Source organism: Arthrobacter sp. E70 (assembly GCF_058266945.1).
Window position 1 is genome coordinate 312,586 of sequence record NZ_JBYQFR010000004.1, and the last position, 26,025, is coordinate 338,610.

At 67.0% G+C, this 26,025-nt stretch carries 23 protein-coding genes; 12 read left to right on the plus strand and 11 right to left on the minus strand.

All coding sequences use genetic code 11. The features are described 5' to 3' along the window. Positions 1–2: 2 nt before the first annotated feature. From AC3IMC_RS07100 to AC3IMC_RS07115, 4 genes are all read right to left on the minus strand, one after another. Positions 3–1,040 carry an AAA family ATPase gene (locus AC3IMC_RS07100; protein WP_490917686.1) on the minus strand — a complete coding sequence of 346 codons (1,038 nt, stop codon included), beginning with the start codon at positions 1,038–1,040 and terminating at the stop codon, positions 3–5. 147 nt (positions 1,041–1,187) lie between these two features. Further along, a complete protein-coding gene (locus AC3IMC_RS07105) occupies positions 1,188–2,615 on the minus strand; it encodes a class II fumarate hydratase (protein WP_308931630.1) in 1,428 nt (475 codons plus the stop codon). Between the two features lie 87 nt (positions 2,616–2,702). Beyond that, complete coding sequence (locus tag AC3IMC_RS07110) at positions 2,703–3,317, minus strand: carbonic anhydrase (protein ID WP_221383980.1); 615 nt, start codon at positions 3,315–3,317, stop codon at positions 2,703–2,705. 10 nt (positions 3,318–3,327) lie between these two features. After that, positions 3,328–4,008 (minus strand): DUF4245 domain-containing protein, encoded by a 681-nt coding sequence (locus tag AC3IMC_RS07115; protein WP_490917716.1) that lies wholly within the window; start codon positions 4,006–4,008, stop codon positions 3,328–3,330. A 222-nt stretch (positions 4,009–4,230) separates the two neighbouring features. On the opposite strand from AC3IMC_RS07115, the gene glpX reads away from it, so the two are divergent. Both glpX and AC3IMC_RS07125 read left to right on the plus strand, forming a co-directional pair. After that, on the plus strand, positions 4,231–5,253 hold the full coding sequence (glpX, locus tag AC3IMC_RS07120) for a class II fructose-bisphosphatase (protein WP_221384065.1): 1,023 nt from the start codon (positions 4,231–4,233) through the stop codon (positions 5,251–5,253). 89 nt (positions 5,254–5,342) lie between these two features. Then, the gene (locus AC3IMC_RS07125) at positions 5,343–6,386 is read left to right on the plus strand and encodes a lipid II:glycine glycyltransferase FemX (RefSeq protein WP_490917687.1); all 1,044 of its coding nucleotides are present in this window, start codon (positions 5,343–5,345) and stop codon (positions 6,384–6,386) included. A 6-nt stretch (positions 6,387–6,392) separates the two neighbouring features. Here AC3IMC_RS07125 and manA read toward each other — a convergent pair whose 3' ends face one another. From manA to AC3IMC_RS07145, 4 genes are read right to left on the minus strand one after another with little or no spacing between them, the layout of a single operon-like run. After that, positions 6,393–7,637 carry a mannose-6-phosphate isomerase, class I gene (gene manA, locus AC3IMC_RS07130; protein WP_490917688.1) on the minus strand — a complete coding sequence of 415 codons (1,245 nt, stop codon included), beginning with the start codon at positions 7,635–7,637 and terminating at the stop codon, positions 6,393–6,395. Between the two features lie 36 nt (positions 7,638–7,673). Continuing rightward, positions 7,674–9,338 (minus strand): LCP family protein, encoded by a 1,665-nt coding sequence (locus AC3IMC_RS07135; protein WP_490917689.1) that lies wholly within the window; start codon positions 9,336–9,338, stop codon positions 7,674–7,676. Positions 9,339–9,348: 10 nt separating this feature from the next. Further along, positions 9,349–9,921, minus strand: a complete 573-nt coding sequence (purE, locus tag AC3IMC_RS07140; protein ID WP_490917690.1) for a 5-(carboxyamino)imidazole ribonucleotide mutase — start codon at positions 9,919–9,921, stop codon at positions 9,349–9,351. Further along, on the minus strand, positions 9,918–11,114 hold the full coding sequence (locus tag AC3IMC_RS07145; RefSeq protein ID WP_490917691.1) for a 5-(carboxyamino)imidazole ribonucleotide synthase: 1,197 nt from the start codon (positions 11,112–11,114) through the stop codon (positions 9,918–9,920). Before AC3IMC_RS07145 ends, purE begins: the two co-directional genes overlap by 4 nt. A gap of 174 nt (positions 11,115–11,288) precedes the next feature. Here AC3IMC_RS07145 and AC3IMC_RS07150 point away from each other — a divergent pair, with 174 nt between their 5' ends. Beyond that, positions 11,289–11,840 (plus strand): GtrA family protein, encoded by a 552-nt coding sequence (locus AC3IMC_RS07150; protein WP_490917692.1) that lies wholly within the window; start codon positions 11,289–11,291, stop codon positions 11,838–11,840. A 37-nt stretch (positions 11,841–11,877) separates the two neighbouring features. Here AC3IMC_RS07150 and AC3IMC_RS07155 read toward each other — a convergent pair whose 3' ends face one another. Further along, positions 11,878–12,579, minus strand: a complete 702-nt coding sequence (locus AC3IMC_RS07155; protein WP_490917693.1) for a TIGR03089 family protein — start codon at positions 12,577–12,579, stop codon at positions 11,878–11,880. Positions 12,580–12,971: 392 nt separating this feature from the next. On the opposite strand from AC3IMC_RS07155, the gene AC3IMC_RS07160 reads away from it, so the two are divergent. From AC3IMC_RS07160 to AC3IMC_RS07170, 3 genes are read left to right on the plus strand one after another with little or no spacing between them, the layout of a single operon-like run. Next, on the plus strand, positions 12,972–13,505 hold the full coding sequence (locus AC3IMC_RS07160; RefSeq protein ID WP_490917694.1) for a WhiB family transcriptional regulator: 534 nt from the start codon (positions 12,972–12,974) through the stop codon (positions 13,503–13,505). 29 nt (positions 13,506–13,534) lie between these two features. After that, positions 13,535–16,894, plus strand: coding sequence for a glycosyltransferase family 2 protein (locus AC3IMC_RS07165; protein WP_490917695.1), 3,360 nt, complete (start codon positions 13,535–13,537; stop codon positions 16,892–16,894). Next, on the plus strand, positions 16,887–18,596 hold the full coding sequence (locus AC3IMC_RS07170) for a DUF5719 family protein (protein WP_490917696.1): 1,710 nt from the start codon (positions 16,887–16,889) through the stop codon (positions 18,594–18,596). The genes AC3IMC_RS07165 and AC3IMC_RS07170 overlap by 8 nt, the downstream gene beginning before the upstream one ends. A 39-nt stretch (positions 18,597–18,635) precedes the next feature. Here the strand turns inward: AC3IMC_RS07170 and AC3IMC_RS07175 are convergent, their stop codons facing one another. Then, positions 18,636–19,148, minus strand: coding sequence for a metallopeptidase family protein (locus AC3IMC_RS07175; RefSeq protein WP_490917697.1), 513 nt, complete (start codon positions 19,146–19,148; stop codon positions 18,636–18,638). Between the two features lie 117 nt (positions 19,149–19,265). On the opposite strand from AC3IMC_RS07175, the gene AC3IMC_RS07180 reads away from it, so the two are divergent. From AC3IMC_RS07180 to AC3IMC_RS07195, 4 genes are all read left to right on the plus strand, one after another. Next, positions 19,266–19,652: a DUF3499 domain-containing protein gene (locus tag AC3IMC_RS07180; protein ID WP_490917698.1), complete on the plus strand. Its 387-nt coding sequence runs from the start codon at positions 19,266–19,268 to the stop codon at positions 19,650–19,652. A 78-nt stretch (positions 19,653–19,730) separates the two neighbouring features. Then, positions 19,731–19,976: a Trm112 family protein gene (locus AC3IMC_RS07185; RefSeq protein ID WP_490917699.1), complete on the plus strand. Its 246-nt coding sequence runs from the start codon at positions 19,731–19,733 to the stop codon at positions 19,974–19,976. Between the two features lie 72 nt (positions 19,977–20,048). Next, positions 20,049–21,515, plus strand: coding sequence for an adenosylhomocysteinase (gene ahcY, locus AC3IMC_RS07190; RefSeq protein ID WP_490917700.1), 1,467 nt, complete (start codon positions 20,049–20,051; stop codon positions 21,513–21,515). A 64-nt stretch (positions 21,516–21,579) separates the two neighbouring features. Continuing rightward, positions 21,580–22,818: a L,D-transpeptidase gene (locus AC3IMC_RS07195; RefSeq protein ID WP_490917701.1), complete on the plus strand. Its 1,239-nt coding sequence runs from the start codon at positions 21,580–21,582 to the stop codon at positions 22,816–22,818. A gap of 1 nt (position 22,819) precedes the next feature. On the opposite strand, the gene AC3IMC_RS07200 is transcribed toward AC3IMC_RS07195, so the two are convergent. Beyond that, positions 22,820–23,620: an RDD family protein gene (locus AC3IMC_RS07200; protein WP_490917702.1), complete on the minus strand. Its 801-nt coding sequence runs from the start codon at positions 23,618–23,620 to the stop codon at positions 22,820–22,822. A 71-nt stretch (positions 23,621–23,691) separates the two neighbouring features. On the opposite strand from AC3IMC_RS07200, the gene AC3IMC_RS07205 reads away from it, so the two are divergent. Both AC3IMC_RS07205 and AC3IMC_RS07210 read left to right on the plus strand, forming a co-directional pair. After that, positions 23,692–24,684, plus strand: a complete 993-nt coding sequence (locus AC3IMC_RS07205) for a stage II sporulation protein M (RefSeq protein ID WP_490917703.1) — start codon at positions 23,692–23,694, stop codon at positions 24,682–24,684. A gap of 125 nt (positions 24,685–24,809) precedes the next feature. Further along, on the plus strand, positions 24,810–26,024 hold the full coding sequence (locus AC3IMC_RS07210) for a TIGR01906 family membrane protein (protein WP_490917704.1): 1,215 nt from the start codon (positions 24,810–24,812) through the stop codon (positions 26,022–26,024). Position 26,025: the final 1 nt, after the last annotated feature.

Genomic DNA, 26,025 nt, shown 5'->3' on the forward strand with positions numbered 1-26,025 from the left:
GGTCAAACCTGCAGCCAGCGCCACCAGCGCGGCTGCTCCGGTTCCGGCGTCGGTTCCGGTTCCGGCTCTTCGCCCAGGGCGAGCGCGGCCTCGACGATATCGTCCGCGGTAAGCGTCATCACGGCCTCACGGTCGAGCGCGTCGAGGCTTTGTTCCTCGTCGAGCGAGAGCCGCAACGCCTGGCGGTTCAGCGCCTGCTCGAACAGTGTGCGCGCAAACCGTGCGTTGCCGGAGTCCTCGCCCGCGTGGAGCCCGGTGAAGATGCGGCGCAGCATCTGGTCCGCACCCGGCTCCAGGGTGTACTCGTGCTGGGCCAGCATCTGGTGGAAGATCGTCTGGAGCGCGTCGACGGAGTAGTCGGGGAACGTGATCTCGCGGGCGAACCGTGAGCGCAGCCCGGGGTTCGAGAGCAGGAAGGACTCCATCAGCTGCGGGTAACCAGCCACGATCACCACCAGGCGATGGCGGTGGTCCTCCATCCGCTTGAGCAGGACCTCGATCGCCTCGGGGCCGAAGTCCATCCGGCCGTCCTCGGGAGCCAGCGCGTAGGCCTCGTCGATGAACAGGACACCGTCCAGGGCACGCCGGATCACCCGGTCGGTCTTGATGGCGGTTTGACCGACGTACTGTCCCACCAGGCCTGAACGGTCGACCTCGACCAGGTGGCCTTTCTGCAGCAGGCCGACCGCGCGGTACATCTCGGCCAGGAGCCTCGCCACGGTGGTCTTGCCAGTGCCCGGGTTGCCGAGGAACACCAGATGCTGTGACGTGGCCACCTCCGGCAGGCCGTGCGCCTTACGGCGGGCCTGGACCTGGAGCAGTGCGACGAGGGCCCGCACCTGTTCCTTCACGGTCTCCAGCCCGACCAGGGCGTCGAGCTCGGCCTGGACCTCGGACAGCGGCCGGGCCGGTCCGGGCCTGGCACCGATGAAATCGCCGACCAGGTCATCGACCCGCTCCGATCCGGGCAGCTTGAGCTGATCGGCAAGGTGGCCGATGGTTTCGCGCAGGTCGTCAAGCGGATGGCGGCTGGGAGCCATGCATCCACTGTAGTACCCAAATGCAAGGGCGGGGCAGAAACTGCAGCTCAGCGGCCGCCATCCGAGCTTAAGTACGACGGCGGCCGGTACCTTCCGTGCGAAAGGTACCGGCCGCCGTCGGACGCTAAGCGGTTAGTGCGATGGGGCTCAGGCCTTGTGGGCCGGGGACGTCATGGTGGTGACGTCCAGTGCCTTGTCGAGGTCGGCCTCCGAGACCTTGCCGTCGCCTTCGCCGACGAAGCCGAGCTTTTCGGTGGCCTGGCGGATGGTCAGGCCCTCCTTGACGGCGGTCTTGGCGATCTTGGCGGCGTTCTCGTAGCCAATGTATTTGTTCAGCGGGGTCACGATGGACGGCGAAGCCTCGGCCAGGAAGCGGGCGCGTTCCACGTTGGCCGTGATGCCGTCGATCATCTTGTCCGCCATCACGCGGCTGGTGTTGGCCAGCAGGCGGATGGACTCGAGCAGGTTGGCGGCCATGACCGGGATGCCCACGTTGAGCTCGAAGGCGCCGTTGGTGCCGGACCAGGCGATGGCCGTGTCGTTGCCGATGACCTGGGCGGCGACCATGATGGAGGCTTCGCAGATGACCGGGTTGACCTTGCCGGGCATGATGGAGGAGCCGGGCTGCAGGTCCGGGATGGCGATTTCGCCGAGGCCCGTGTTGGGGCCCGAACCCATCCAGCGAAGGTCGTTGTTGATCTTCATGAACGAGATGGCGATGTTGCGCAGCTGGCTGGAGGCCTCGATCAGGCCGTCACGGTTTGCCTGGGCCTCGAAGTGGTCGCGGGCCTCGGTCAGCGGCAGTCCGGTGTCCGTGGCCAGCAGCTCGATGACGCGCTCGGGGAAGCCGGCAGGGGTGTTGATGCCGGTGCCCACGGCGGTGCCGCCCAGCGGGACCTCCGCAACGCGGGGGAGCGAGGCGTTGATGCGCTCGATGCCGTAACGGACCTGGGCTGCGTAGCCGCCGAACTCCTGGCCCAGGGTCACCGGGGTGGCGTCCATGAGGTGGGTGCGGCCGGACTTGACGACGTCCTTGAACTCGACGGCTTTGCGCTCCAGCGATTCGGCCAGGTAGCCCAAGGCGGGAATGAGGTCGTTGATCAGTGCGGAGGTGGCCGCAACGTGCACGGACGTGGGGAACACGTCGTTGGAGGACTGCGAGGCGTTGACGTGGTCGTTGGGGTGGACCACCTTGTCGCTGCCGGCGGCCTTGAGCGCACGGGTGGCCAGTTCGGCCAGGACCTCATTGGTGTTCATGTTCGAGGACGTGCCGGAGCCGGTCTGGAACACATCGATCGGGAAGTCGCCGTCGTACTTGCCGGCGGCCACCTCGTCGGCTGCGTCTGCGATCGCCTTGGCCAGCTCGCCGTCGAGCACGCCCAGTTCTGCGTTGGCCTGGGCAGCGGCCTTCTTGACCCGGGCCAGGGCCTCGATGTGGGTGCGCTCCAGCGTCTTGCCGGAGATGGGGAAGTTCTCCACTGCCCGCTGCGTCTGCGCGCGGTACAGTGCGTTCACGGGGACGCGGACTTCGCCCATCGTGTCATGTTCAATGCGGAACTCTTCAGTGGAAGTCATGGGGCTAGCTTATGGCGGAGGGGCGCCGCATCGAAAACCGTTAAGTGGGGGCTGCCGGCGGTCCGCTGGACCGCCGGCAGGTGGCTCCTAGAGCTCGCCGATTCCGTAAACCAGGTCCGCGCGGCCTTCTGCCAGCCGGTAGGAAAGTCCAACGACGGCGGTGCGGCCGCCCTCGATTGCGTCCGAAATCACACGGGAGCTGTCCGCAAGGCGCTGTGACGTCTGCTTGACGTGCTCCACCACCATGTCGTTGACCTCGGGCTGGTCGTTGCGCAGGGACGTCAGCACGGAGGGAGTAATGCGCTCCACGAGGTCCCGGATGAAGCCCGCCGGCATCTCGCCTGTCTCCACAGCGTCCTTGGTGGCCGTGACGGCGCCGCAGCTGTCGTGCCCGAGGATGACGATCAACGGTACGTTCAGTACTCCGACGCTGTACTCCAGGGAGCCCAGGACGGCGTCGTCAATGACCTGGCCGGCGGTGCGGACCACGAAGACGTCGCCCAGGCCGACGTCGAAAATGATCTCGGCCGCGAGCCGGGAATCGGAGCAGCCGAAGATGACGGCGAAAGGGTTCTGCGTCTCTACCAGCGACGACCGCCGGGAGGCGTTCTGGTTCGGGTGGGAGGATTCGCCGTTGACAAAACGTTCGTTGCCTTCGCGCAAACGGCGCCAGGCCAGTGCAGGAGTCAGATAAGTCGTCACGGCCCTTACCTTACGGCGTGGCGCTGGCCGAAGGGGAAACTGTGACGGTGGGGCCGCTGTCGATGGACTTCACGACGGCGTCCGCCAGGGTGGCGAATTCGTCCAGTTGTGCGGCGCCCGAGAGGATGACGGTGGTGCCCCGGTAGGCGAGCACCAGCGACTTTTCACCCTTGCCGGTGTCCCGCAGCTCCCACTCCTGCCCGCCCGCGTTCCGGGAACCTGTGACGGGCGCGTTCTTTGTCTGCTGCAGCAACCAGGTGGGGTTGGCGCTCTTGGTCTGGACCAGGCCGATGAAGGAGCCCTTGGGCGTCAGGTACCCAACCTCCCAGGCGGCCACCCCGCTGCCTGTCCCGGCCTCCCAGCGGGCGTAGTTTGCCCGGAACGCGTTGCCGGTATCCGGGGCAACGGGTGTGAATCCTGCCACATCCGCGGCGTTCCGGGCGACAGCGGCGACGTCGATGTCCGGCCGGTAGCCCTCGCTCTTGGGCTGGGGATTCATCAGGACGACCGGCAGGAAGGCGGCGATGCTGAGGACCAGGGCAATGATCATGCCGATCACGGAAGCGTTGGCACGCTTGGCCGCTGCGGCCGGAATGACAGGCTTTACCGGCGCATCCGCCCTGCTGCCGGCGGAACGGGATCGCCCTTCCGGCCCTGGCTGGCCGGTGTTCGGGCTGGTGGTTTCCTGCATGTCATTCACCCCTCCATAGTCCCCCATCGGGGACCATGACTTCCATTCGGCCGGATCCCGCGCCGGCGGGCTGCAGTGCGCACATTGCGCGGGCGCGTCATGCACCGCCCCGCGCCGCGGCGCCGCGACTATGATCGGTAACAGAGGAATCACCGCTCAGCTCCCGGCTGGCGGGTTCAATGATCGCCACTCGAAGAAGAGGTTCACGTGTCACCAGCGTCCATGACCCAGAAGTACTCCACGCTTTCCCCGTCGCTCGCCGTCGGCATTGATGAGCCCGACCGCAACCTTGCCTTGGAACTGGTCCGCGTCACCGAGGCCGCGGCCATCGCCGGCGGACACTGGGTCGGTTTCGGTGACAAGAACAAGGCCGACGGCGCCGCCGTGGACGCCATGCGCTCCTTCCTGCAGACCGTCCACTTCAACGGCGTCGTGGTCATCGGTGAAGGCGAGAAGGACGAAGCGCCCATGCTGTTCAACGGCGAACGCGTCGGCGACGGCACCGGCCCGGAGGTGGACGTCGCCGTCGACCCCATCGACGGAACCCGGCTGACCGCCCTGGGCATCAACAACGCGCTTGCAGTGCTGGCTGTTGCCGAGCGCGGCTCCATGTTCGACCCCTCCGCGGTGTTCTACATGGAAAAGCTCGTCACCGGACCCGAAGCAGCTGACATGGTGGACCTGCGCCTGCCTGTCAAGCAGAACCTGCACCTGATCGCCAAGGCCAAGGGCGTGAAGGTGAACCAGCTCAATGTCATGATCCTGGACCGTGACCGCCACCGCCCGCTGGTGGAGGAGATCCGGGAAGCCGGTGCACGCACCAAGTTCATCATGGACGGCGACGTCGCCGGTGCCATTGCCGCAGCACGTTCAGGTACCGGTGTGGACGCCCTGATGGGCATCGGCGGCACCCCTGAAGGCATCGTGGCGGCCTGCGCCATCAAGTCCCTCGGCGGCGTGATCCAGGGCCGCCTCTGGCCCACCAGCGACGAAGAGAAGCAGAAAGCAATCGACGCCGGCCACGACCTGGAGCGGGTGCTCTCCACCAACGACCTCGTCTCCAGCGACAACTGCTACTTCGCGGCCACCGGCATCACGGACGGCGACCTGCTCAAGGGTGTCCGGTACTCCAAGGACAAGGTCCTGACCCAGTCCATCGTGATGCGTTCCAAGTCCGGGACCATCCGCTTTGTTGAGGGCGAGCACCAGGCCAGCAAGTGGGAAGGCTACGCCCGCAAGAACTAGCCACAGCTCCCGCTGGTTGCGGCAGCCCCCGGTGCGCCTGGTGCGCACCGGGGGCTTTGGCGTTAAGGGCTTGGTATAGGGTTTAAGCCATGATTCCTGCTGTTGTGCCCTGTACTGACCGCGCCCGTTGGGACGAAAACGTCGACCGGTTCCAGGGGCATCCGCAACAGCTGTGGGGATGGGGTGAGACCAAGGAGGCACACGGCTGGTCCGTAGACCGCGTGCTCGTCCAGGCCGGCGATGAGACCATTGGCTGCGCCCAGCTCCTGGTCCGCCGGCTTCCGTTCCCGTTCAAGGCGCTGGTCTACGTTCCCCGTGGTCCGATGTGTACGGTGGAGAACGCCCAGGTGGTGCTCAACCGCCTGGCCGAATACGCCGCATCCCGCCACCACGGTGTCGCCCTGAGCATCGAACCCGATTGGGACCGCGGGTCTGCCTTTGCCGGGGCCGTCGCCGCCGCGGGCTTCCGGGAGACGACCAACACGGTGCTCATTCCCCGCACGCTCATCCTTGACCTCACCCGGTCCGATGACGAGCTGATGGCAGAGATGTCAAAATCCACCCGCGCCAACATCCGAAAGGCGATGCGCAGCGACGTGGAATTCCGCAAGGTCAAAAACGACTCCGAACTGGCGCAGGTGCTGGCCATTTATCATGAAACGGCGGAACGGGCCGGCTTCGGCATCCACGAAGACCAGTACTACCGCGACATCTTCCGGAACCTGGGGGACGCATCCCCGATCATTGCAGCGTTCGACGGCGAGCAGATGCTGGCGTTCACCTGGCTCTCCCGCAGCGCCTCAACCGCCTTCGAGCTGTACGGCGGGGTGTCCTCCGAAGGGCAGAAACAGCGCGTGAACTACGGCGTGAAGTGGGCGGCACTGCAGTCGATGCGGGAGGACGGCTGCCGCCGCTACGACTTCAACGGCCTGCTGAACGACGGCATTTCCGACTTCAAGAAGCAGTTCGCCAAGCACGAAGACATGCTGCTGGGGACGTGGGAGAAGCCGCTGTCGCCGTTCTACCCCGCATACGCGCAGGCCATGCCGCTGGCCCGGAAGGGGCTGCAGACGGCCCGCCGGCTCGCCAAAGGCGCGGCAGGGCGCGCCACTGCCCTGCTGCGGCGCGGCTAAGCCGGGCTAAAGCCCGGTGGTCACCGCGAAGGCGAGGGCCGGTCCCGTGCTGCCGGCCACCCGGTGCACGTTGACCGGCGCTTCCGCCGCCGCCACAAAGGCGCTGCCGCCGCGTGCGAGCTCCAGGTCGCCCTTGGGGGAGTCAAGGTAAACGGCACCATCGAGCACGATGACTACCGCCGGACCGGCCTGGGCCAGCGGAACGGGGCCGGCCTCCGGGCCCAGCTCGATGCGCTGCAGCTGGAACTCCCCGAACGGCGGACGGAACAGCTCCTGGTCCATGACGGTCCTTTCAGCACTGACCATCGGCACGGCCACGGGGTGGAAGTCGATGGTGCGCAGGAGCTCGGGAACATCGACAAACTTCGGTGTCAGGCCGCCTCGCAGGACATTGTCCGATGACGCCATGACCTCCACGCCCAAACCGTGAAGGTAGGCGTGCACATTCCCTGCCGGCAGGTAGACCGCCTCTCCCGGCTGCAGGGAGATCCTGTTCAGCAGCAGCGAGATCAGGACCCCGGGGTCGCCAGGGTACTTCTCGTTGAGGCTGATGACGGTCCGCAGCTCGGTTTCATACGGAGCCAGCGGCGCCCCTGAGAGCAGGGCGGCGACCACGAGCGCGGTTTCCTCCGCCACGGCTTGGCCGCCGGTGATCAGCCGTTCAAAGGCCCGGTGCAGGCCCTCGCCCTCGTCCTCGGCGGAGAGATCGTCAAGGAGGGCCTGGATGAGCGCCGGGGACTGGCCGCCCCCGGTGAGTGCCTCCGCAACATGCACCAGGATCTTCCGGGTCTCAGCCGCCGACCGGAACCCGCACAGTGCCTCGAAGGGCGTCAGGGCGAAGATCATCTCGGGCTTGTGGTTGTCATCCCGGTAATTCCGGTTCGCGGCGTGGGGATCCACCCCCGCTTCGTTTTCACGTGCGAAACCGGCCCTGGCCTGCTCCAGGCTGGGGTGGACCTGGAGGGAAAGCGGCTGGGCGGCGGCCAGGATCTTGGCCAGGAAGGGCAGCCGGGGGCCAAAAGCGGCCACTGATTCGGCTCCCAGGAAGTGTTCCGGGTCGGATGCGATCAGGGCGTCGAGCGGCCTGTGCGTCCCGTCCTCCGGCACTTGCGCCACCGAGGGCGAATCGGGATGCGCCCCGATCCAAAGCTCCGCCTCCGGTTGTCCCGATTCGGGCCGGCCAAGCAGCGAGGCGATCGCCGTCGTCGAACCCCAGGCGTAGTTCCGGAGGACGTTCTCAATCTCGTACAAGGATGGTTCCGTTTCCCTAGCTTGTCATGGGTGCTGTTACAGTGCGGCGCACTGCCCGTTGGTGGCCACGAGGTCGCGGATGGCCTGCTCGTTGCCCTCGCGCTTGAGCTCGTTGAGCATCTCCTCGGTGATGGGCTCGCCGTCGGGGGTGGTGGTCACGGGCGTGAAGTCCGACGGCGCCGGTGACTCCTGCGCAAGGCCTCCCGTGTAGGGCCGGGGGAGGAGCGCGGGGGCGCGGCCGGCCGCCTGCAGGTGTCCCGCACCCGCCGCCGGCGCCACGATGGCGTCGTCCTGCACCCCGGAAGCCGGGCCGGAAGCCTGCGGCCCGGAGGCGGAGGCCAGCAGCTGGTCAACGCGTGCGTGGATCTCGTCGAAATCAGGGTTCGTGGAGAACGTCGGATCGAAGTCCGGCGGCCCAAGGGTGAGCCGTTTGGCCTCCTTGCCCTTTGCCTTCATGGCCAGGTCAAGGAAGCTGCCCAGCTGTGAGGAGGAGATGTTGGAATCCACCACCTTGGTTCCGGCATCTGCGATGTCTTCGAACTTGGCCAGCAAAGTGGCGGGGTCAAGCTGCTTGAGCATGGCCTGCTGGACGCACTGCTGGCGGGCAATCCGCGCGTAATCATCCACGAATTCCCGGGAGCGGCCGTACCAGAGGGCGTGGTAGCCGTCCAGCGTGTTGTCGCCGGCAGGGATCCAGCCCAGGGGCATACCGTGGATGCCGTTGACCTCATCGATGGTCTCGCCGCTGATCGGGACCCAGCCGCCGGCCTTGATCCGGATACCGCCCATGGCGTCGATGAGCTTGGAAAAGCCATCCATGTCGACCAGGACGTAGGCCTGGATGTCCATGCCCAGCGTTCCGGACACGGCCTCAAGGGTGGCCTGTGCGCCGGGATCGGCAACGCCGGGGTAGAGGTCGGCGTGTTCGTTGGTGACCTCTGTGTTTATGGCGTTGATGAGGCACTCGTCTCCGCAGTCATACCCGTCGGGGTAGATCTTGCGCATGGGCGAATCAGCGCTGAACTGGGCGTTCTGGAAGTTCCGGGGGATGGAGATAATGGCTGTCTGGCCGGTCTTGGCGTCCACGCTCAACACGGAAAGGCTGTCCGGGCGGCGCCCGGTGCGGTCGTCACCGGCGTCACCACCGATCATCAGGAAGTTGTAGCGTCCCTCCACCGGTTCGATGGCGGGGCCCGACGAGAAGATGCTGCCAATCGCGTTCCGGCCCACGTTCAGCAAGTAGGCCGCGTAACCCAGGGAGCCGCTGCCCAGGACCAGCGCCAACACCAGGGCTATGCCGACGGCGGGCCGCGCCGACGGTGCCAGCAGGACGGGGCGGATCAGGCGGAGGGTGTTCACGAACAGGACCGTCCAGCCCACAGCGAGGGCCGCCAGGAGCAGCACCACGAGCAGCGACGTGACAGGGTTGGTGATGATGCTGATGAGCAGGGTGCGGTTAAGCAGCAGCAGGACCAGTGCCAGGAGAAGGGCCACCCAGGCGCAGAGCGTCACGCGCAGTGCGATCCGGCCCAGCCTGCGGTCGCCGGCCACCAGCTGGGCGCTGCCGGGGACCAGGAGCGTCAGCAGGACCAGCACGAACGCGCGTTTGGTTCGGACCTTGGGGGAGGCGCTGGCCGGATACCGTACGGGGTCCGTCAGGAGCGCTCCCGGCCCGGTCTGCGGCACGTTGCTGCTGGCCATGCCCGCCGCCCTAACGGCTGCCCCGGAGGGTGCCCGGGCCTTCGGCGAAGACCTCGCTCACTTTCTGCCGGAGGTTGGCGCCCTTGCGGCTGGCCACGGCATTCAGGTCGGCGGCGAAGTCCAGGAGATCCGCACGCAGCGAAGCGGCGAGCTCATCCGTGCCGGAGGCAAGCATGCGCACGGCCAGGAGACCTGCGTTGCGGGCCCCTGCGATGGACACGGTTGCCACTGGAACTCCGGCAGGCATTTGGACAATGGAAAGGAGGGAGTCCATGCCGTCCAGGGTCTTCAATGGCACCGGAACCCCGATGACCGGGAGCGGCGTCACGCTGGCCAGCATGCCCGGCAGGTGCGCGGCACCGCCGGCACCCGCGATGATCACCCGCAAGCCGCGCTCGTGCGCCGTCTGGCCATACCGGATCATCTCTGTGGGCATCCGGTGGGCCGAGACCACGTCCGCCTCGAACGGGATTCCAAATTCGGCCAGGGCGTCCGCCGCAGCCTCCATGACGGGCCAATCGGAGTCGGAACCCATCACCAGGCCGACCAGGGGACTGGTTGCGGGGGCGGCTTCGGCGCTCATGCGTTCTCCTCGAAAATTACGGGCGGTTCCTCTGTCCCGGGGCGTCCGTCCCGGATGATGGCTGCCACCGCAGCCGCCCGCCGGCGCACTGAGTCGACATCCGCCGTCGAACTTCCCACCAGGTTGACGTGGCCGATTTTGCGGCCGGGACGAACGGACTTGCCGTAGCAGTGGACCTTGGCGGCCGGTTCGCTGGCCAGGGCCAAGGGGAAGGCGGCATACAGGTCCTGGTTCCCGCCGCCCAGGAAGTTCTTCATGACCGTCACGGGCGCGAGCGCATCGGTGGCGCCCAGGGGCAGATTAAGGACCGCGCGAAGGTGCTGCTCGAACTGGCTGGTGATGGAGCCGTCCTGGGTCCAGTGGCCTGTGTTGTGGGGGCGCATTGCCAGTTCGTTGATCAGGAAGCCGGCCCCCGTGCCGGGCGTCTCGAAGAGTTCCACGGCCAGGACGCCGGTGACGTCCAGTTCGGCGGCGATGCGCAGGGCGGCGTCTTCTGCAGCTGCGGCCACTTCCACCGGGATGTCCAGGGCCGGCGCGATGACCTCGTCGCAGACTCCGTCCACCTGGACGGTGTGGACCACCGGCCACGCCCGGGCTTCGCCGTCCGGCGTCCGGGCAACCAGCGCTGAAAGCTCGCGGGTGAATTCCACCTTTGCCTCGGCCAGCAGTGGGCTCATCGCGGCAAACCAATCCGCGGCGCCTTCCGCCTCCTCCGCGGAGGAGATGATGCGGACGCCCTTGCCGTCGTAACCGCCGCGCGGCATCTTCAGCACCACCGGCCACCCAGTCTCCTCGCCGAAGCGGACCAGGGCCGGGACATCGTCGACCGAAGCCCAGGCGGGATTGGGCAACTCCAGCCGGTCCACAGCCGCACGCATGACCAGCTTGTCCTGCGCGTGCTCAAGGGCTTCGGGTCCGGGCTGGACGTTGACGCCCGCCTCCCGGAGGGCGCGCAGGTGCTCCGTCGGCACGTGCTCATGGTCGAACGTCAGCACATCCAGGCCCTGGGCGAAGTCCAGGAGGGTCTGCAGGTCCTTGTAGTCACCCACCGGGGTCTCCGGTACAGCGGAAACCGCGGAGACGTCGTGGCCCTCTGCCAAAACGCGGAGTTCAAAACCGAGGGCTGTCGCGGCCGGGGCCATCATGCGCGCGAGCTGGCCGCCGCCAACTACACCTATCACTGGAAAAGTCACATGTGCCAGCCTACCGAAGTCGGCAAGGGTATCCCGCTTTTGGGCTCTGTCGGGGGAGACATTTCCCGTATTGCCGCGCCCGCCAACTGCGGTCGCCGGGGAAGCCCCAAGGTTTGGGAGCTAAAATGGGTCTTTGGCCAAGTGGCCCACAGTTCGTCACGGCCATGGAGGGTCATGTTTAGCACACTTGCAGATCGTATTCGGGGGCTTGCCTCACTCTTCTGGCGCGAAGTGGCAAAATTCGGCGCCGTAGGCGGTGTGGCATTCGTCATCGACAACGGTCTGACGTACTACCTCATGCATGGCCCCATGTCCGACAGCGAGGCCAAAGCCCGTTTTGTGGGCGCCACCGTCGCCACAGTCTTTTCCTGGATTGCCAACCGCTTCTGGACCTTCCGGCACCGGCGGCAGGCCAACATCCTCCGCGAATTTGCGATGTTCGTACTTATCAATGGCATCGGCATCGGTATTTCGACCGGCTTCACGGCATTGGCCAAGTACGGGCTCGGGATCGATAACAAGAACCTGCTGTTCCTGGCCGGCGTGGCCGGCATCCTCGTGGCTACCGTGGTCCGCTTCTTTGCTTACCGCTTCCTTGTCTTCAACCAGGAACTGGACCAGGAACCGGAGTTCTCCCACGACCACGAACTCATCGAAGCGCACCCGCATAAGGAACATGCGGCCGCCGAGCGCCAGCCGACCGCCGACCGAAGGCCGCAGGCCTAAGCCCAGGGGCGGGGTGCCCGGCTGCAGCCGGGAGCGCTTAGCTGCCGTGGATGCGCTCGTCGGCCAGCAGTCTGTCCGTGAGCGGCACGTCAGGGTGCGTCAGTACTACGGAGCCCCCTTGGTGCCACACCCCGAGGGCATCGGACAGCGCTGACTCGAGCCCCCGCTCCGCGGAGACATGCAGCCGGACCCCCTCCTCGTGGGGGAGGGCAAAGCCGCTGAGTAGATCTGCGTGCGTAATCCTGCGCCCGTCGTGGGTCACCAGTGCACAGGCTTCCGGATCAGGATCGCCGTGCGGCATGAACACGTCGCCGTGCGAACGTACCTCTGCTGCGTAGTCGATGCAGCCGTGCGGAAGGTCCCCGGTCCACCTCATGGCGAGTGCGGGCAGCGCCACGGCGATGACGGCGCCGTACTGTTCCTTAACCTGGGCCGGTTCATCCGTGGCCAGGAAATCCGCCGGGGCGTCGTCAAGTATCAGTTCGAGTCCAAGCTGCCAGCCGGCCAGCGCCCACACCATGGATTTCCAGTGGGCCGGAAGGCCCAGCCGGAGCCGCATGCCTGGCTCGGCGTCGAGCTCGTCCTGCAGCAGGTTGCTGGTCTTCGCCACCCAGTTGTCCAGCACCCGGCCGGAAAGCTCCACGCGCTCCGAGTCGGGGCCGTACCAGGTGAGGCGCGGTGCGGTGGAATTGCCCGAGCGCAGGAGTGCCGTCAGGTCGGTGGCGGGGATAGTCGTCATGGCTCCATCCTGCCATTGGCACCGTGGGACGTCACTGCGGTCCGCATGCCTGCCGGGGACGGAGCGAAGGCGAAGTGATTCTTATCACATCCGATGCTAAGCGTGCTTGCTATTTTCTGGCGGAGCGGGTATTTTCCCGCTATTGAGCGTTTTTTCGGGGTAAAAGTCCCCGGTTGCCCCTGGCTGGGCTCCATGCCTGCGCCTGGTCTCAAAAATTCCCGGGCGTGGCGTGCCGGATGTTCCCAGGTTCCACTGATTATTATCCCGGCCACGGCTTGACTCGCCCTAGTTACACACGTGTAATTAGGTAACTAAAGCAATTGCGTAAATACCGGCACACAAACCGAGTGTCCACGTATCCAGGCAAGGGCTGCAACATCAGGAGGGTCGCCATGGGGCAAGCAGAGCGTATCCAGGAAGATGCCGTCGTAGCCGGTCAGGCAACGGCGAAATACCGTGCCCGGGGGGTGCCAAGCGATTGGTATGTGGACCCCGCGGATCCTGATGCGGCAGAGCGCTACAACAGGAACTCCAGCAGCGTCCTGGAGGATCAGGCCACTGCGTTCCTGGCAGCGCATGAGGCACTCCTGGAAGGCGGCGGGGACCTTGAGGACGACCTCGACCCGCCCATGGAATTGCCTGCCAGTGGACCGGCCCAGCCGGTATGGATCGGCCTGCCCCTCCAGCAGGATTTCGACGACGAGGGCGAACTGGGCTGGCAAACGGATGCCCTGTGCGCCCAGACCGACCCGGAGGCCTTTTTCCCGGAAAAGGGCGGCTCCACCCGCGACGCCAAGAAGGTATGCGGTGCCTGCAACGTTAGGTCCCAGTGCCTCGAGTACGCCCTGGCCAACGATGAGCGGTTCGGTATTTGGGGTGGCCTTTCCGAGCGTGAGCGCCGGCGGCTAAGGAAGCGAGCAATCTAATTCTTCAGGATGTTCACGTCACTGCCGTTGTGGTTGCCCACAACGGCAGTGCCTATCTGCCCAGAACTTTGTCAGCCCTGGCGAATCAAACCCGGCCGGTTGACCGTACCATCGGCGTTGACACCGGGTCCGCCGATGAGTCGATGGCCCTGCTCGGGCAAGCCCTGGGCGAAGCCAGTGTTATCCAGCACCGGGGCAAGGGCGGCATGGGGGCGGCCGTCTCGGCTGCCCTTGAAACCCTTGCGCAGTCCCACGGAACCCTGGAAGACAGGACCGAGTGGATTTGGCTGCTCCACGATGACGCCGCCCCGGCGCCGGAAGCCCTCGCTGAACTCCTGGGCGCAGTAGAGCGGGCTCCCTCGGTCACCGTGGCCGGTTGCAAGCAACTCGACTGGCACGAACCCCGGAAGCTGATAGACGTAGGACTATCCACCAGCCGCTGGGCTGAGCGGCTCACCCTCATTGACGCTGATGAGCTGGACCAGGGACAGTACGACGGCCGCACGGACACTTTCGCGGTTAACTCCGCGGGGATGCTGGTACGCCGGGACGTCTGGGAACACCTCGGCGGCTTCGACCCCGCCCTGCCAGGCAGCGGCGACGACGTCGACTTCTGTTGGCGGAACCGGCTAGCGGGCCACCGCGTGGTGGTGGTCCCGGCCGCCCGGATGTTCCATGTGGCCCACCGCCCGCATGCACTGGGGAACCCCGCGGCGGCACGCAAGGCCCAGGTCCACCTGCGCCTGAAGCACAGCACACCATGGATGGTCCCCGTCCATGCCGTCGGCGCGCTTCTCGGCAGTCTCTTCAAAGTCATTCTGAGCATTGTCGTCAAGGATCCGGGGCACGGCATCAGCCAACTCCTTGCCACCTGCGCTGCCCTCGGCCGGCCGCGGGCCGTGACCAAGGCAAGGCTGGCAGCGCGCCGGACCCGGCGGATCCGCAGGTCCGTCATCCGCAAGCTGCAGACCCCCCGCCGCGAGGTCTGGAGCCACCGCCGGTCCCTGATGGAGGCGCTCGGATCGGACGGATCGAGCGCCGATGACCTCGTCCAGGATCCCCTGGCCCACCAGCCCACCGGCGACGCTGCAGACGACTTTGCATCCCTGGCAGTAAGCAAACGGGGCTGGGTGGGCAATGGTGCACTGGCGGCCATTATCATCGCCTCAGTAGCCTCGCTCCTGGCTCTGGCAGGCCTGTTCCGTGCCGATGCCGTCACCGGCGGTGCCCTGATTCCGGTCTCGGCAACGCTGGGTGACATTTGGCACAACGCCTCAAGCTGGTGGGTGAGCCTTGGCGCCGGGCTTCCCGGACGGGGGGATCCGTTCGGCTACGTGCTCTGGATCCTCGGCGTCCTCGGCGGCGGAGATGCCAACGCTGCCATGGCCTGGCTGCTCCTGCTGGCGGCGCCGCTCTCGGCGCTCACTGCCTGGTTTGCCGCCGGCGGGCTCACCGTCCGGCGCCGCCTTCGCCTGACGGCCGCCCTCTTCTGGGCGGCTGCCCCCGCCCTGCAGGCTGCCCTGAACCAGGGGCGTGCAGGTGCCCTGGTTGCCCACGTCATGATCCCGTTGGTAGTCCTTGGCCTGCTGCGTGCCACAGGTTCGGCAACAGGCCACGGGCGCTTCCTCCTGTCGTCCTCCGGAGAGCAGAGAGCGGCCGAACCCTCTGCCGGCAAACCCGGCGTCAACGGGACGCCATCCTGGACGGCCGCCGCAGCGGCAGGCCTGGCGCTGGCGGCCACTACGGCGTCGGCGCCCTCACTGCTCATTCCCGCAACCGTCCTCATCGTGCTCTGCGGCCTGCTGCTGGGCCGGCGCGGCCGTACCGTGTGGTGGGCGCTGCTGCCCAGTGCCGCACTGTTCATCCCGTTTGCACTCACCGCCCTTGACCGGCCCCGCGCACTCCTGGCAGACCCGGGGCTGCCGCTGGCGTTCAGCGCCGCCCCGCTGTGGCAGCAGTTCCTGGGCCAGCCACTGCAATTCGATCCGGCGGCCGGCCTGCAGGGACTGGCCGCCTTTGCCGGCGGGACAGGGCCATGGGCCCTGTTGCTGGCCGTTCTCGTGGCAGCGCCGGTACTGGTCCTTGCCATCGTCGGCCTTTTCATCCCAGGGCGCCGGAACGGCGCAGCCAGGTGGTTCTGGATCGCAGCGGTCATCGCGTTGGCGTCGGGCTGGCTCGCCAGCCACGTCGTCACGGGCATGAACGCGGACAGTTTAGTGACACCCTTTACCGGGCCTGCCGTGTCCGCAGCCGGGTTCGCCCTTCTTGCGGCCGCGCTCCTCGGGGCTGAGCAGTTGCTGGCCCGGGGGGACGCCACCTCTGCCCGGGGGGCAAAGCCGCGGAGGGCCGTGAGGGCGGGCGCCGCGCTGGCTATGGCGTTACTGCTCGCCGGCCCGCTCGCCGGCATGGCTGTCTGGTCCGCCCAGAACGTGCTGCGCCCGGCTGCCACGTCTGCCACTTCCGCAGGGGGGACGGGCGAGGGCCGGTCCGCAGCGGAAGCGGGCGCCGGGGGAGCGCTGGGTACACCGCGGCTGGTTGAAGCCGGCACGGCGCGGACCCTTCCTGCCACCGCCATCGACCGTGGCACCGGTCCGGAACAGACACGCACGCTCCTGGTCAGCACAGGTGCCGACGGCACGTTCTCCGCGTCCCTCGTCCGGGGTGCAGGAACCACCCTGGACAGCCTCTCCGCCGTGGCATCCGCACGCAATATCCTCGGTGCCCCCGGGGCCGAGGAAGTGCGCAGTGACGACGACGTGACTGCCTCCATCCGCCGGGTTGTCGCAACCCTGGTGGCCGGCCAGGGCGTGGACCCGCGACGTGACCTTGAGCAGCTCGGCGCCGGTTTTGTCGTGCTCCGGTCTGCCGATACCGCAGCCCAGCTCACAGCCAGCCGGATGGATGCCGTGCCCGGCCTGGTTGCCGTGGGGCAGACGGACGTTGGCTGGCTCTGGCGCATCAGCCCGCTCAACCAGCCCGCGGTCCAGGCCGCCGATGTCGCCCACCGCGTACGGATTGTCGATGCGCAGGGAGCCACAGTGGGGCAGGTCCTTTCGAACAGGGACGAGGTCGAGGCTCCTGTCCCGGCGGGGCCGGAAGGCCGCCTGGTGGTTCTGGCCGAGCGTGCCGATCCCGGCTGGAGCGCCTGGCTTGACGGCAGGAAGCTGACGTCAACCACCTCCGGCTGGTCCCAGGCGTTCACCCTGCCGGCATCGGGCGGCCAACTCAGCATTCGCTACGAGAATCCCTGGGCATGGTGGGCTGCCGCTGCCCAAATAACCGTGATCGGTTTGACGGTCATCCTGGCCATTCCCATGCCCGCGCAAAGGCCGCGGACCGGCCTCTCACGCGATGAGGGCTCCCTGCGTAAGGAACACCAGAATGCATGAGCAGACACCGGCCTCCGCCAAAAAGCCGGGCGCGGCCGCAACGGAGCTCCCGGCCAGTGCTTCGGCGGCCGCCGAAGCCGGGAAAGGCGGAAGCGGCAAGACCGCCGGCAGCGGTGCCACCGCGCTGCCCATGGGCAGGACCCGCTCCGCAGCAGTTGCCGGTGTGGCAGCGGGCGTTATCATCCTTGCGGGCGGCGCCGCCCTGGTGGCGGCCGGCGCATTGCTCCCCGTTCCGGAGTCAAGCAGGAGCCTTCCGGCGGCGGCAGCCGCTGTTCCCGCCGGCGCCAGCGTTGGAGTCTGTCCCGGCCCGGCGAGGCTGCTGGAGGGCACAGGAGCAGGCACAGACGCCCAGTTCCGGCCGGAGTCGGCGACCGCCGCGACCACGGTGACCGCCGCCGTGCTCGGTGCCGGCGGTGTGGTGCCGGGAAGCCGCCTCGCGCGCCTTGATGGAAGCGGCGCAGTAGAGATCGCCAAGGATCCGGGGGCGGCGCCCGCCACCGCTCCACCACAGGAACTCCGCGCCGGGGTTGTAGCGGACAAGCCGGCGGATCAAGTGGGTGTCCTCAGCGCGAACGCGGTGGCAAACCAGAATGCGTCCGCAGCGGCTGCCATGAAATACACTGCGGGCGACGGTGACCTGCAGGGCAGTGCCGCGGCCAGTTGCGCGCAGCCCTCCAACGACCAATGGCTCGCCGGAGCGAGTACTACTGTGGGGCGCACGTCGGTGCTGGCGCTGACCAATGCGTCCAGCACCCCGGCGACGGTCAGTCTTGAACTGTTTGGTCCTGACGGACAAATCCAGGCGCCCGCCAGCCGCGGCCTGCTGGTTGCCCCGGGAACCACCCGGTCGGTTGTCCTGGCGGGGCTCGCGGCAAACCAATCCCAGCTCAGTGTGCATGTGCGCAGCGCCGGCGGCCCGGTGGCCGCGTCCATCCAGCAAAGCGTCCTGCGGGGCCTGACCCCGGGCGGGGTGGACTTCATCGCGCCGGGCACTGCCCCGGCCGTCCGCCAGGTCGTCACCGGCGTCGACATCCAGGACCCGGCCGGAATTTCAGCCCTGACCGGCCGCCCCGGATACGAAGACGCCGGGCCCTCCCTGCAGCTGACGGTTCCGGGCGCCTCCGATGCGGTGGTGGAAGTCAAGCTGTACGGGCGGGACGGCCAAAAGGCCCTGCCGTCTGGCGGCGTCGTCACGGCGAAAGCCGGCGCCGTGACCGAGGTTTCGCTGGCGGGTGTCCCGGCCGGGCAGTACACCATTGCGGCCTCATCAGATGTCTCCTTCATCGCCGGGGCGCGCATGAGCCGGGGGCTGCAGCCCGGCCAGGCTTCAGATGTGGCCTGGGTGCCGGCCGGCGTACGGCTGGGCAGCCAGCACGTCGTCCCTGTCCCCAAGGGCGGTCTTCGCCAGCTGGTGTTCGGCGCACTGGATACCAGGGCCACCATCACCTACGCCCCGATTACCGCCGACGGAAAGGTCAGGGCGGCTGCCACCGCCGATATCGCCGGCGGAACCACCGCTGCCATCGCGATCCCGGAAAAGTCGGAAGAATCAGACGTCGTGGGTTATGTGGTGTCCGCCTCCGGAGACGCCGCGTACGGAGCGGTGCTGCTGGGGCAGGACGGCCGGAACGATGTCTCGGCCCTGGCGTTCCTGCCGGCGGCCGCGGGCCAGGAAACAGTTCCCGTCCGTTTGGGCTATTAGCGCTGTCCCACCCGCCAGAGGCTTGGCCTGCGGCCCTGGTCAGTAACGCCGGCGATAGACGGGGTCGAGGGTCTCGGGAGCCACGCCCAGCATCTCTGCGGTGTGTTCCACCACCACGTCATGGACCAGGTCCTGGAGTTCCTCCACGCTTGAGCATGCCTGCTCAACCACCCGGCGGTAAACGGTGATCATTGGTCCTTCCCCTCCGGCGGCGGGGGTGTAGGAGCCCATGGGAACCGGGGCTGCATTGGCTGCCAGTTCCTCAAGCTCCGGCGGAATCTCATCGACGCCGAACCGTACGCCGTCAAGGGTCTTACCCCAGATATCGTGCAGTCGCTGGGCGGAGTCCAGCACCATGTCGTCGAAACGGTCAGACCGTGTCCGGTGGCCGGGGTGGGTGGGAAGAACCACCTCACCGCGAAGGCCCCGTCCATGGCGGTTGCGGCGCCGCCTTGAGAAGCTTCGGCGCGCGGGCTCCGTGCCCGGAGCAACCGGGGCATCCGGGTCAGCCAACCGGACCGAAAAACCTGATTCATGGTTCGATGACTGCATACATCGACTCTAAACCCGGGCGTGGATTTACGCGATACATCCCCAGGGCAGCAAAGACGTGTCCAACCGGGCGCCAATGCGCTGGTTCACTGGTGCGACGGGGTAGTCTGGGATGTCGTGGGAGCTATCCGTCAGTGTTCAAGGTCTGCATGCCGCCAATCAGCGGTGGCCACCCTGACGTACGTGTACGCGGATTCCACCGCAGTCCTGGGTCCGCTGGCCACCTATGCCGAGCCGCACTGCTACGACCTCTGTGAACAGCATGCCGACTCGTTGACTGTTCCCCGGGGCTGGGAAGTCCTCCGCCTGGCAATGCCGTCAACGCCGCAGCAGCCCGGGCCGGACGACCTGCTGGCCCTCGCCAACGCCGTACGGGATGCCGCAGCCCTTCCCCCGGAGGTGCAGCCGCCGGCGCAGCGCGGGCACCACTCCGCGCTTGAGGCGCCGCCGGGTGCTGAAGGGGCCCGCCGCGGGCATCTGAGGATCCTCCGCGAACCGTCCTGACGTCCATCTGGCGGTAGGCTTGAAGCTGCACATCTTTCCGCTACCGGCGCGAGCGCGCCCGCCAGGGAGCATGAACTAATGCCAAAGATCAGTTCCGAGCTGTTGTCCGTCCTGCGTTGCCCCGTGACCGGCTCGCCCCTGGTCCAGGAGGGCGAAGAGCTGGTGGCCACCACGGCCGGCGAGGACGGCGTGAAGAACCGCTACGCAATCGAGGATGGAATCCCCCTGCTGCTGCCACCGGAACTGCTGGCCGCAGCGGCCACGGCCGGATCGGACCAGCACGATCCCGGCGCCCCAGGCAACAGTGGCGCCGCCAGGGAATAGTTCAGCCCGCACGATTTTCAGACTCAGCAGCACGGGAACCGGACGGAACCCGGATGAAGCAAAGGACCACCCATGACGTTTGACTACAAGGTTGCCGACATTTCCCTGGCGGAAGCCGGGCGGCACCAGATCCGCCTGGCCGAGCACGAGATGCCGGGACTGATGTCCCTGCGTGAGGAATACGGCCCCAGCCAGCCGCTCAAGGGTGCCCGCATCGCAGGCTCGCTGCACATGACGGTGCAGACGGCGGTCCTGATCGAGACCCTCACCGCGCTGGGCGCCGAGGTCCGCTGGGCATCCTGCAACATCTTCTCCACGCAGGACGAGGCCGCAGCCGCTGTCGTCGTGGGCCAGGGCACCGTCGAGGACCCCCAGGGCGTTCCGGTCTTCGCCTGGAAGGGCGAGACCCTTGAGGAATACTGGTGGACCGCGGAACAGATCCTCACCTGGCCGGGCGCTGAGTCCAACCCGGAGCTGGGCCCCAACATGATCCTGGACGACGGCGGAGACGCCACCATGCTGGTCCACAAGGGCGTCGAATTCGAGGCGGTTGGCAACGTCCCCTCCGCCAACCCCGAGGATTCCGAGGAATACGGCATCTTCCTCGACGTGCTCCGCCGCTCCATTGCTGCCGACCCGCAGAAGTGGACCCGGACGGCAGCCAGGATCAAGGGCGTCAGCGAGGAAACCACCACCGGTGTCCACCGCCTCTACCAGCTGGCGGACCAGGGCAAGCTGCTCTTCCCCGCCATCAACGTCAACGACTCCGTCACCAAGAGCAAGTTCGACAACAAGTACGGCATCCGCCACTCCCTGCCGGACGGCATTAACCGGGCCACCGACGTGCTCATGGGAGGCAAGGTCGCCGTCGTCTGCGGTTATGGCGACGTCGGCAAGGGAGCTGCCGAAGCCCTGCGCGGGCAGGGTTCACGCGTGATCGTCACGGAAATCGACCCGATCTGTGCACTCCAGGCGGCCATGGACGGCTACCAGGTGGCCAAGCTCGAGTCCGTCCTGGCGCAGGGCGACATCTTCATCACCACCACCGGCAACAAAGACGTCATCATGGCCGAGCACATGGCGGGCATGAAGAACAAAGCCATCGTGGGCAACATCGGCCACTTCGACAACGAAATCGACATCGCCGGGCTGGCCCGCGTTCCCGGCGTGAGGAAAGTGGAAATCAAGCCGCAGGTCCACGAGTGGGTCTTCGACGAAGGCACCGATGCCGAGCGCTCCATCATCGTCCTGTCGGAGGGCCGCCTGCTGAACCTCGGCAACGCCACCGGACACCCGTCCTTCGTGATGAGCAATTCCTTCGCCAACCAGACCATCGCGCAGATCGAGCTCTGGACCAAGAAGGACCAGAAGGAATACGCCAACGAGGTTTACGTCCTCCCCAAGGTCCTGGACGAAAAGGTTGCCCGACTGCACCTGGACGCGCTGGGCGTTGAACTCACCGAGCTGACGAAGGACCAGGCTGAATACCTGGACATCGACGTCGCCGGTCCGTACAAGCCGGAGCATTACCGTTACTGAGATGTGAGGGCCCGGGCGCGGCAACGCGCCCGGGCCGTCATTTTTTGCGCCTAGGATCGGAAAGATGGAGCCTGATGTGAAGCCCCGGCGCCGGGGGACCGTGAAGAAGATCCTTGCCGTGGCCGCCGTCTGCGTCTTGGCTGCGGTTGGCGGGGTTTTCGCCGCCGTCGCTCCCGGCCTGGCAGGCGGGCCCGTGGAATCCGAGGCCGGATCGGCGCTGCGCACTTCGCCAGGCATCGCTTCGCCCGTGGTGCCGCCGGTGAGCCTGGATGCCGCACCCGCCAACGGCGCCAAGCAGGTGAATCCGGCTGCTCCTGTCTCCCTGAAGGTAGGCAACGGCACCATTGAACGCGTCACCCTGACCAGCACCGCCGGCAAGACCGTCCAGGGCAGCATCGATGCGAACCGGACCGCATGGTCCGCGGCCGGCCCGCTCGAATTCAACACCGGGTACAGCTACACGTACGTGGTCAAGGACGGCGCCGGACGGGAAACCAGCACCACCCAGTCCTTCAGCACCGTGTCCAGCTCACATGAGGCAGATGCCGCGGTCTACCCACTGAACGGCATGAAGGTTGGCGTCGGCCAGCCCCTGCAGATCATCTTCAGCGAGCCGGTGGTCAACCGCGAGGCCGTGGAAAAGGCCATCAAGGTCACCAGCAGCGCCGGCCAGACGGGAGCGTTCCACTGGCACAGCGACACCATGGTCCGGTACCGGCCTGAGAACTTCTGGACCGCAAACTCCACCATCTCCATGGACATGCAGTTGTTCGGCGTGGACCTGGGCAACGGGCAGATCGCCAATTTCAACAAGAAGGTCAACGTCTCGATCGGCGACAAGAAGGTGGCGGTCGCCGATGCCACCGCGCACACGTTCACGCTCAGCGTCAACGACCAGCCCGTCAAGACGCTGCCCGTCAGCATGGGGGACAAGCGCTTCCCGTCGGCCAAGGGCTACGCGGTGCTGATGGAGAAGAACCGCTATGACCACTTCAGGGCCTCCAGCATCGGGCTGAAGCCGGATGATCCGGCCTACTACGGCGACGTGGACGTCGAATACACCATCCGGCTCACCCTCAGCGGCGCCTATATCCACCAGGCCCTTCCGTCTGCCTTCCCCTACATCGGGAACACCAACGTCTCGCACGGCTGCATAGGTTTCGCTCCCGACGGCGCTGCCTGGGTCTTTGACAACATGGGCACCGGTGACGTGGTCCAGATCATCAATACCGAAGGCGACTTCGCAGCCCTTGACGACGGCTACGGGGACTGGAACATCCCCTGGAACGAGTACGACAACTAAGTCAGTCGCTGAAGGGCAGCTTTTGCAGCCGCTCGCCCACCGCGCTGTTCCGGCGGCGGGACTGGGCCAGCCTGCCGAAGTCCCTGTTCCGGCGTTCGGCGACGACGGCGGCCAGGAAATCCTCCGGCCCTGTCCCCGGCGGCGGAGACGGGGCCACGTGCGCTGACAGTTCCACGGCGACCGACGCTGCCATCGCCGCCCTGGATGGCGGCGCCATGCGGCCTGCCTGCCGGATGAACTGTGCGGCGCGGCGCGCCGTGGCGTCGGGGATCCTGCCGATGTCCGCCGTCGAAGCCCACGGCAGGAGGGCTGGCGGAACGAAGACTGCAGCAGCGGCCTCGGCCGGAACCCGGACGCGGATGGAATAGGTCCCGGCCAGCAGGTCTCCGAGCCGCCGGGATTTGTCATTGAAGAGCGCGACGGCGAGTGCCAGGCCGCCGAACGTCAGATAGATCTCGAGGAAACCGGTCAGTCCGCGGATCACGGCATGCCGGAACCGGATGGCGCCGCCGTCGTCGCGGACCACCCGTAAGCCGGTGGCGAGCTTGCCCAGGGAGCGGCCCCGGGTCAGCGTTTCCAGTCCCACGGGCACCACCACCAGGCAAAACACGACGCCGGTGAGGACCAGGGCGCGCCCGGCCGCGTCATCGAGGTCCCGCCCGGCCGCCGACAAGCCCAACAGGACTGCCACGAGCAGGACCGCATGGAACACGACGTCGATGGCCAGGCCCAGCGCCCGCGCCGCAAAGGACGCAGGCCGCAGATCCAGGACTACGGCCTCACCGGTGACTATCAGGCTCACGCTGCGTCCTAAGTTCTTCGCGGTGGTGGTGTGGACGGTCAAAGTCTAATGCGGGACGCTAGGCTGAGGCCGTGGATATGGACGCCTTTTCCGCAGTCAACGCGGACAAATGGGCGCGGCTGCACGATCTGGCCGCCAAGGGCAGGCTCACGGGCCGCGAAGCCGATGAGCTGCTGGCGCTGTACCAGGCCGCCTCCGGCCACCTGTCCCTGATCCGCTCCGTGGCTCCGGAAAGCGGGCTGTCCGCATCACTTTCCGCCACCCTCGCCCTCGCCAGGACGCGCTTCACCGGTGCGAGGTCCAACATGATGGCGGACCTCGCCCGGTTCTTCCTGGTGGCCCTGCCGGCAGCGCTGTACCGGCTGACGTGGCTCACCCTGGCCTGCGGAACCACTTTTGTCCTCATTGCCGCGGCCTACGCCGCCTGGCTGGGGACATCCCCTGAAGCGCTCCGGGCAGTTGCATCCGAGGCGGAGGCCGCCCGATATGTCGACGAAGACTTCGTTGGCTACTACTCCGAAAACCCGGCGGCCTCATTTGCCGGCGCCGTGTGGACCAACAACGCCTGGATCAGCGCGCAGGCCGTGGCCCTGGGAATCACCGGGATCTGGGTGCCGATGATCCTGTTCAGCAACGCCCAAGGAGTGGGAATTGCTGCTGGAATTTTCGCCGCAGCGGGCAAATCCGACGTCTTTTTCAGCTACATCCTGCCCCATGGCCTCATGGAGCTCACCGCGGTCTTTGTTGCGTGTGCCGCCGGCCTGCGGATTTTCTGGGCAATGGTCTCCCCGGGGGTCCGGACCAGGGGCCGCGCGGTGGCGGAGGAGGGGCGCTCCCTGGTCACCGTGGCCCTCGGACTGGTCCTGGTCCTGTTCGTCTCGGGACTGGTGGAAGGATTCATTACCCCCAGCCCATTGCCTGCCTGGGCCCGGATCGGCATCGGTGCGTCGGTGCTGGCTGCGTACTGGGCCTACGTCCTGGTGTGGGGGAGGAAGGCGTACCTGGCGGGGGAGCGGGGGGATCTTCGGCCCGAGGATTCCGGCTACACGGAAATCGCTGCCTGAATCGTTGTAATCCAGCCGGGGTGGTTCCTCGCCGTGCCGAAGTCCCTGACGGTAGGCTCGTCAACAGAAACGAATGGCGCCGGCGGACTGGGTCCGGCGTGGAACCCAACGGAAGTGACGCTGCTGTGAACGACGAAACACCGGCCCGCGCCAAAAGCGCTGCGCCGCAGCCGGAACCTTTCCTGGACACATCCGGGGACTCCGACGAACCCGCGTTTTCCTGGCTGAAGCCCGCCGGTGGCGAAGCCTCCGGCGAGGACTCCGGAGGCTCCGCCGAAGCCGGCGCGGCCCCCGTCGCCGGATCATCCGCCACCGCCGCTGCCTCCGCAGCAGGCACTACCCGGACGGAGGCGCCCGGCCCGGACCACACGCAGGACGGTGCCGCCGTGCGCAAGGCAGCCCAGCCAGAAAGCAGGGCTGACCGCAAAGCCGCGGAAGCCGCCGTCGAACCTTCCGGTACCGTGTCTTCCCGCGCCGCGCACGCCAAGGATGCCCCTGATGACCAGTCCGGTTCTTCCGTGTTCCGGGAGCCCCTGCCCACATCAGCGCTGCACGTTCGTCCTCCCGAGGAAGAGGTGGAACGCCGCAACGCCCAGCGGGAGAGCGCCGCGAACGCCCGGCCCGTAGCCCCGCGCGTCATGCAGGTCCTGCTGGCCATTGCCTACCCGTTCATCCTCCTGATCCTGGCCGTCCGGGCCGTCACCAGCCCACTATTCCTGTGGGTGGAGTACAACCGTCCCGGTTTCCCGGGCGACGGCTACGGCTTCAGCACCGACGACCGGATGACGTACGGCTCCTACGCGGTGGACTACCTTAGCAACTGGGCGGGCCCCCGCTACCTGGGCGACCTGGTGCACCGCAGCGGCGACAAACTGTTCAAGGACGGCGAAGTCAGCCACATGGCGGACGTGAAGGTGGTTATCCTCTCCACCTTCGGTGCCGGAGCGGCGCTGCTGCTCCTGGCACTTATTGCCGTGCTCTACCTGCGCAGGCGGAGCACTGGCGGAACCCGCCGCGGACTGTTCGCGGGATCGGTCATCACGCTGGTCCTGATTCTTGGCCTCGGTACGCTGGCCGCCCTGGGCTGGCAGCAGTTCTTCACAGAATTCCACCGAATGTTCTTCGCCGACGGGTCCTGGACATTCAGCCTCGATGACACGCTGATCAGGCTGTTCCCGGGCCAGTTCTGGATCGACGCGGGCATCGCCATCGCCGGCCTTGTACTGGTGACCTCGCTGGTGACCCTGGTGCTGACCTGGCCCACGCGCCGGCGCCGGGGCCTGGCTCCCAAGGAGCGGCAGGCAGCCCAGGAGCGCCCGGAGGCCGCGGAAAAGGCGTAGC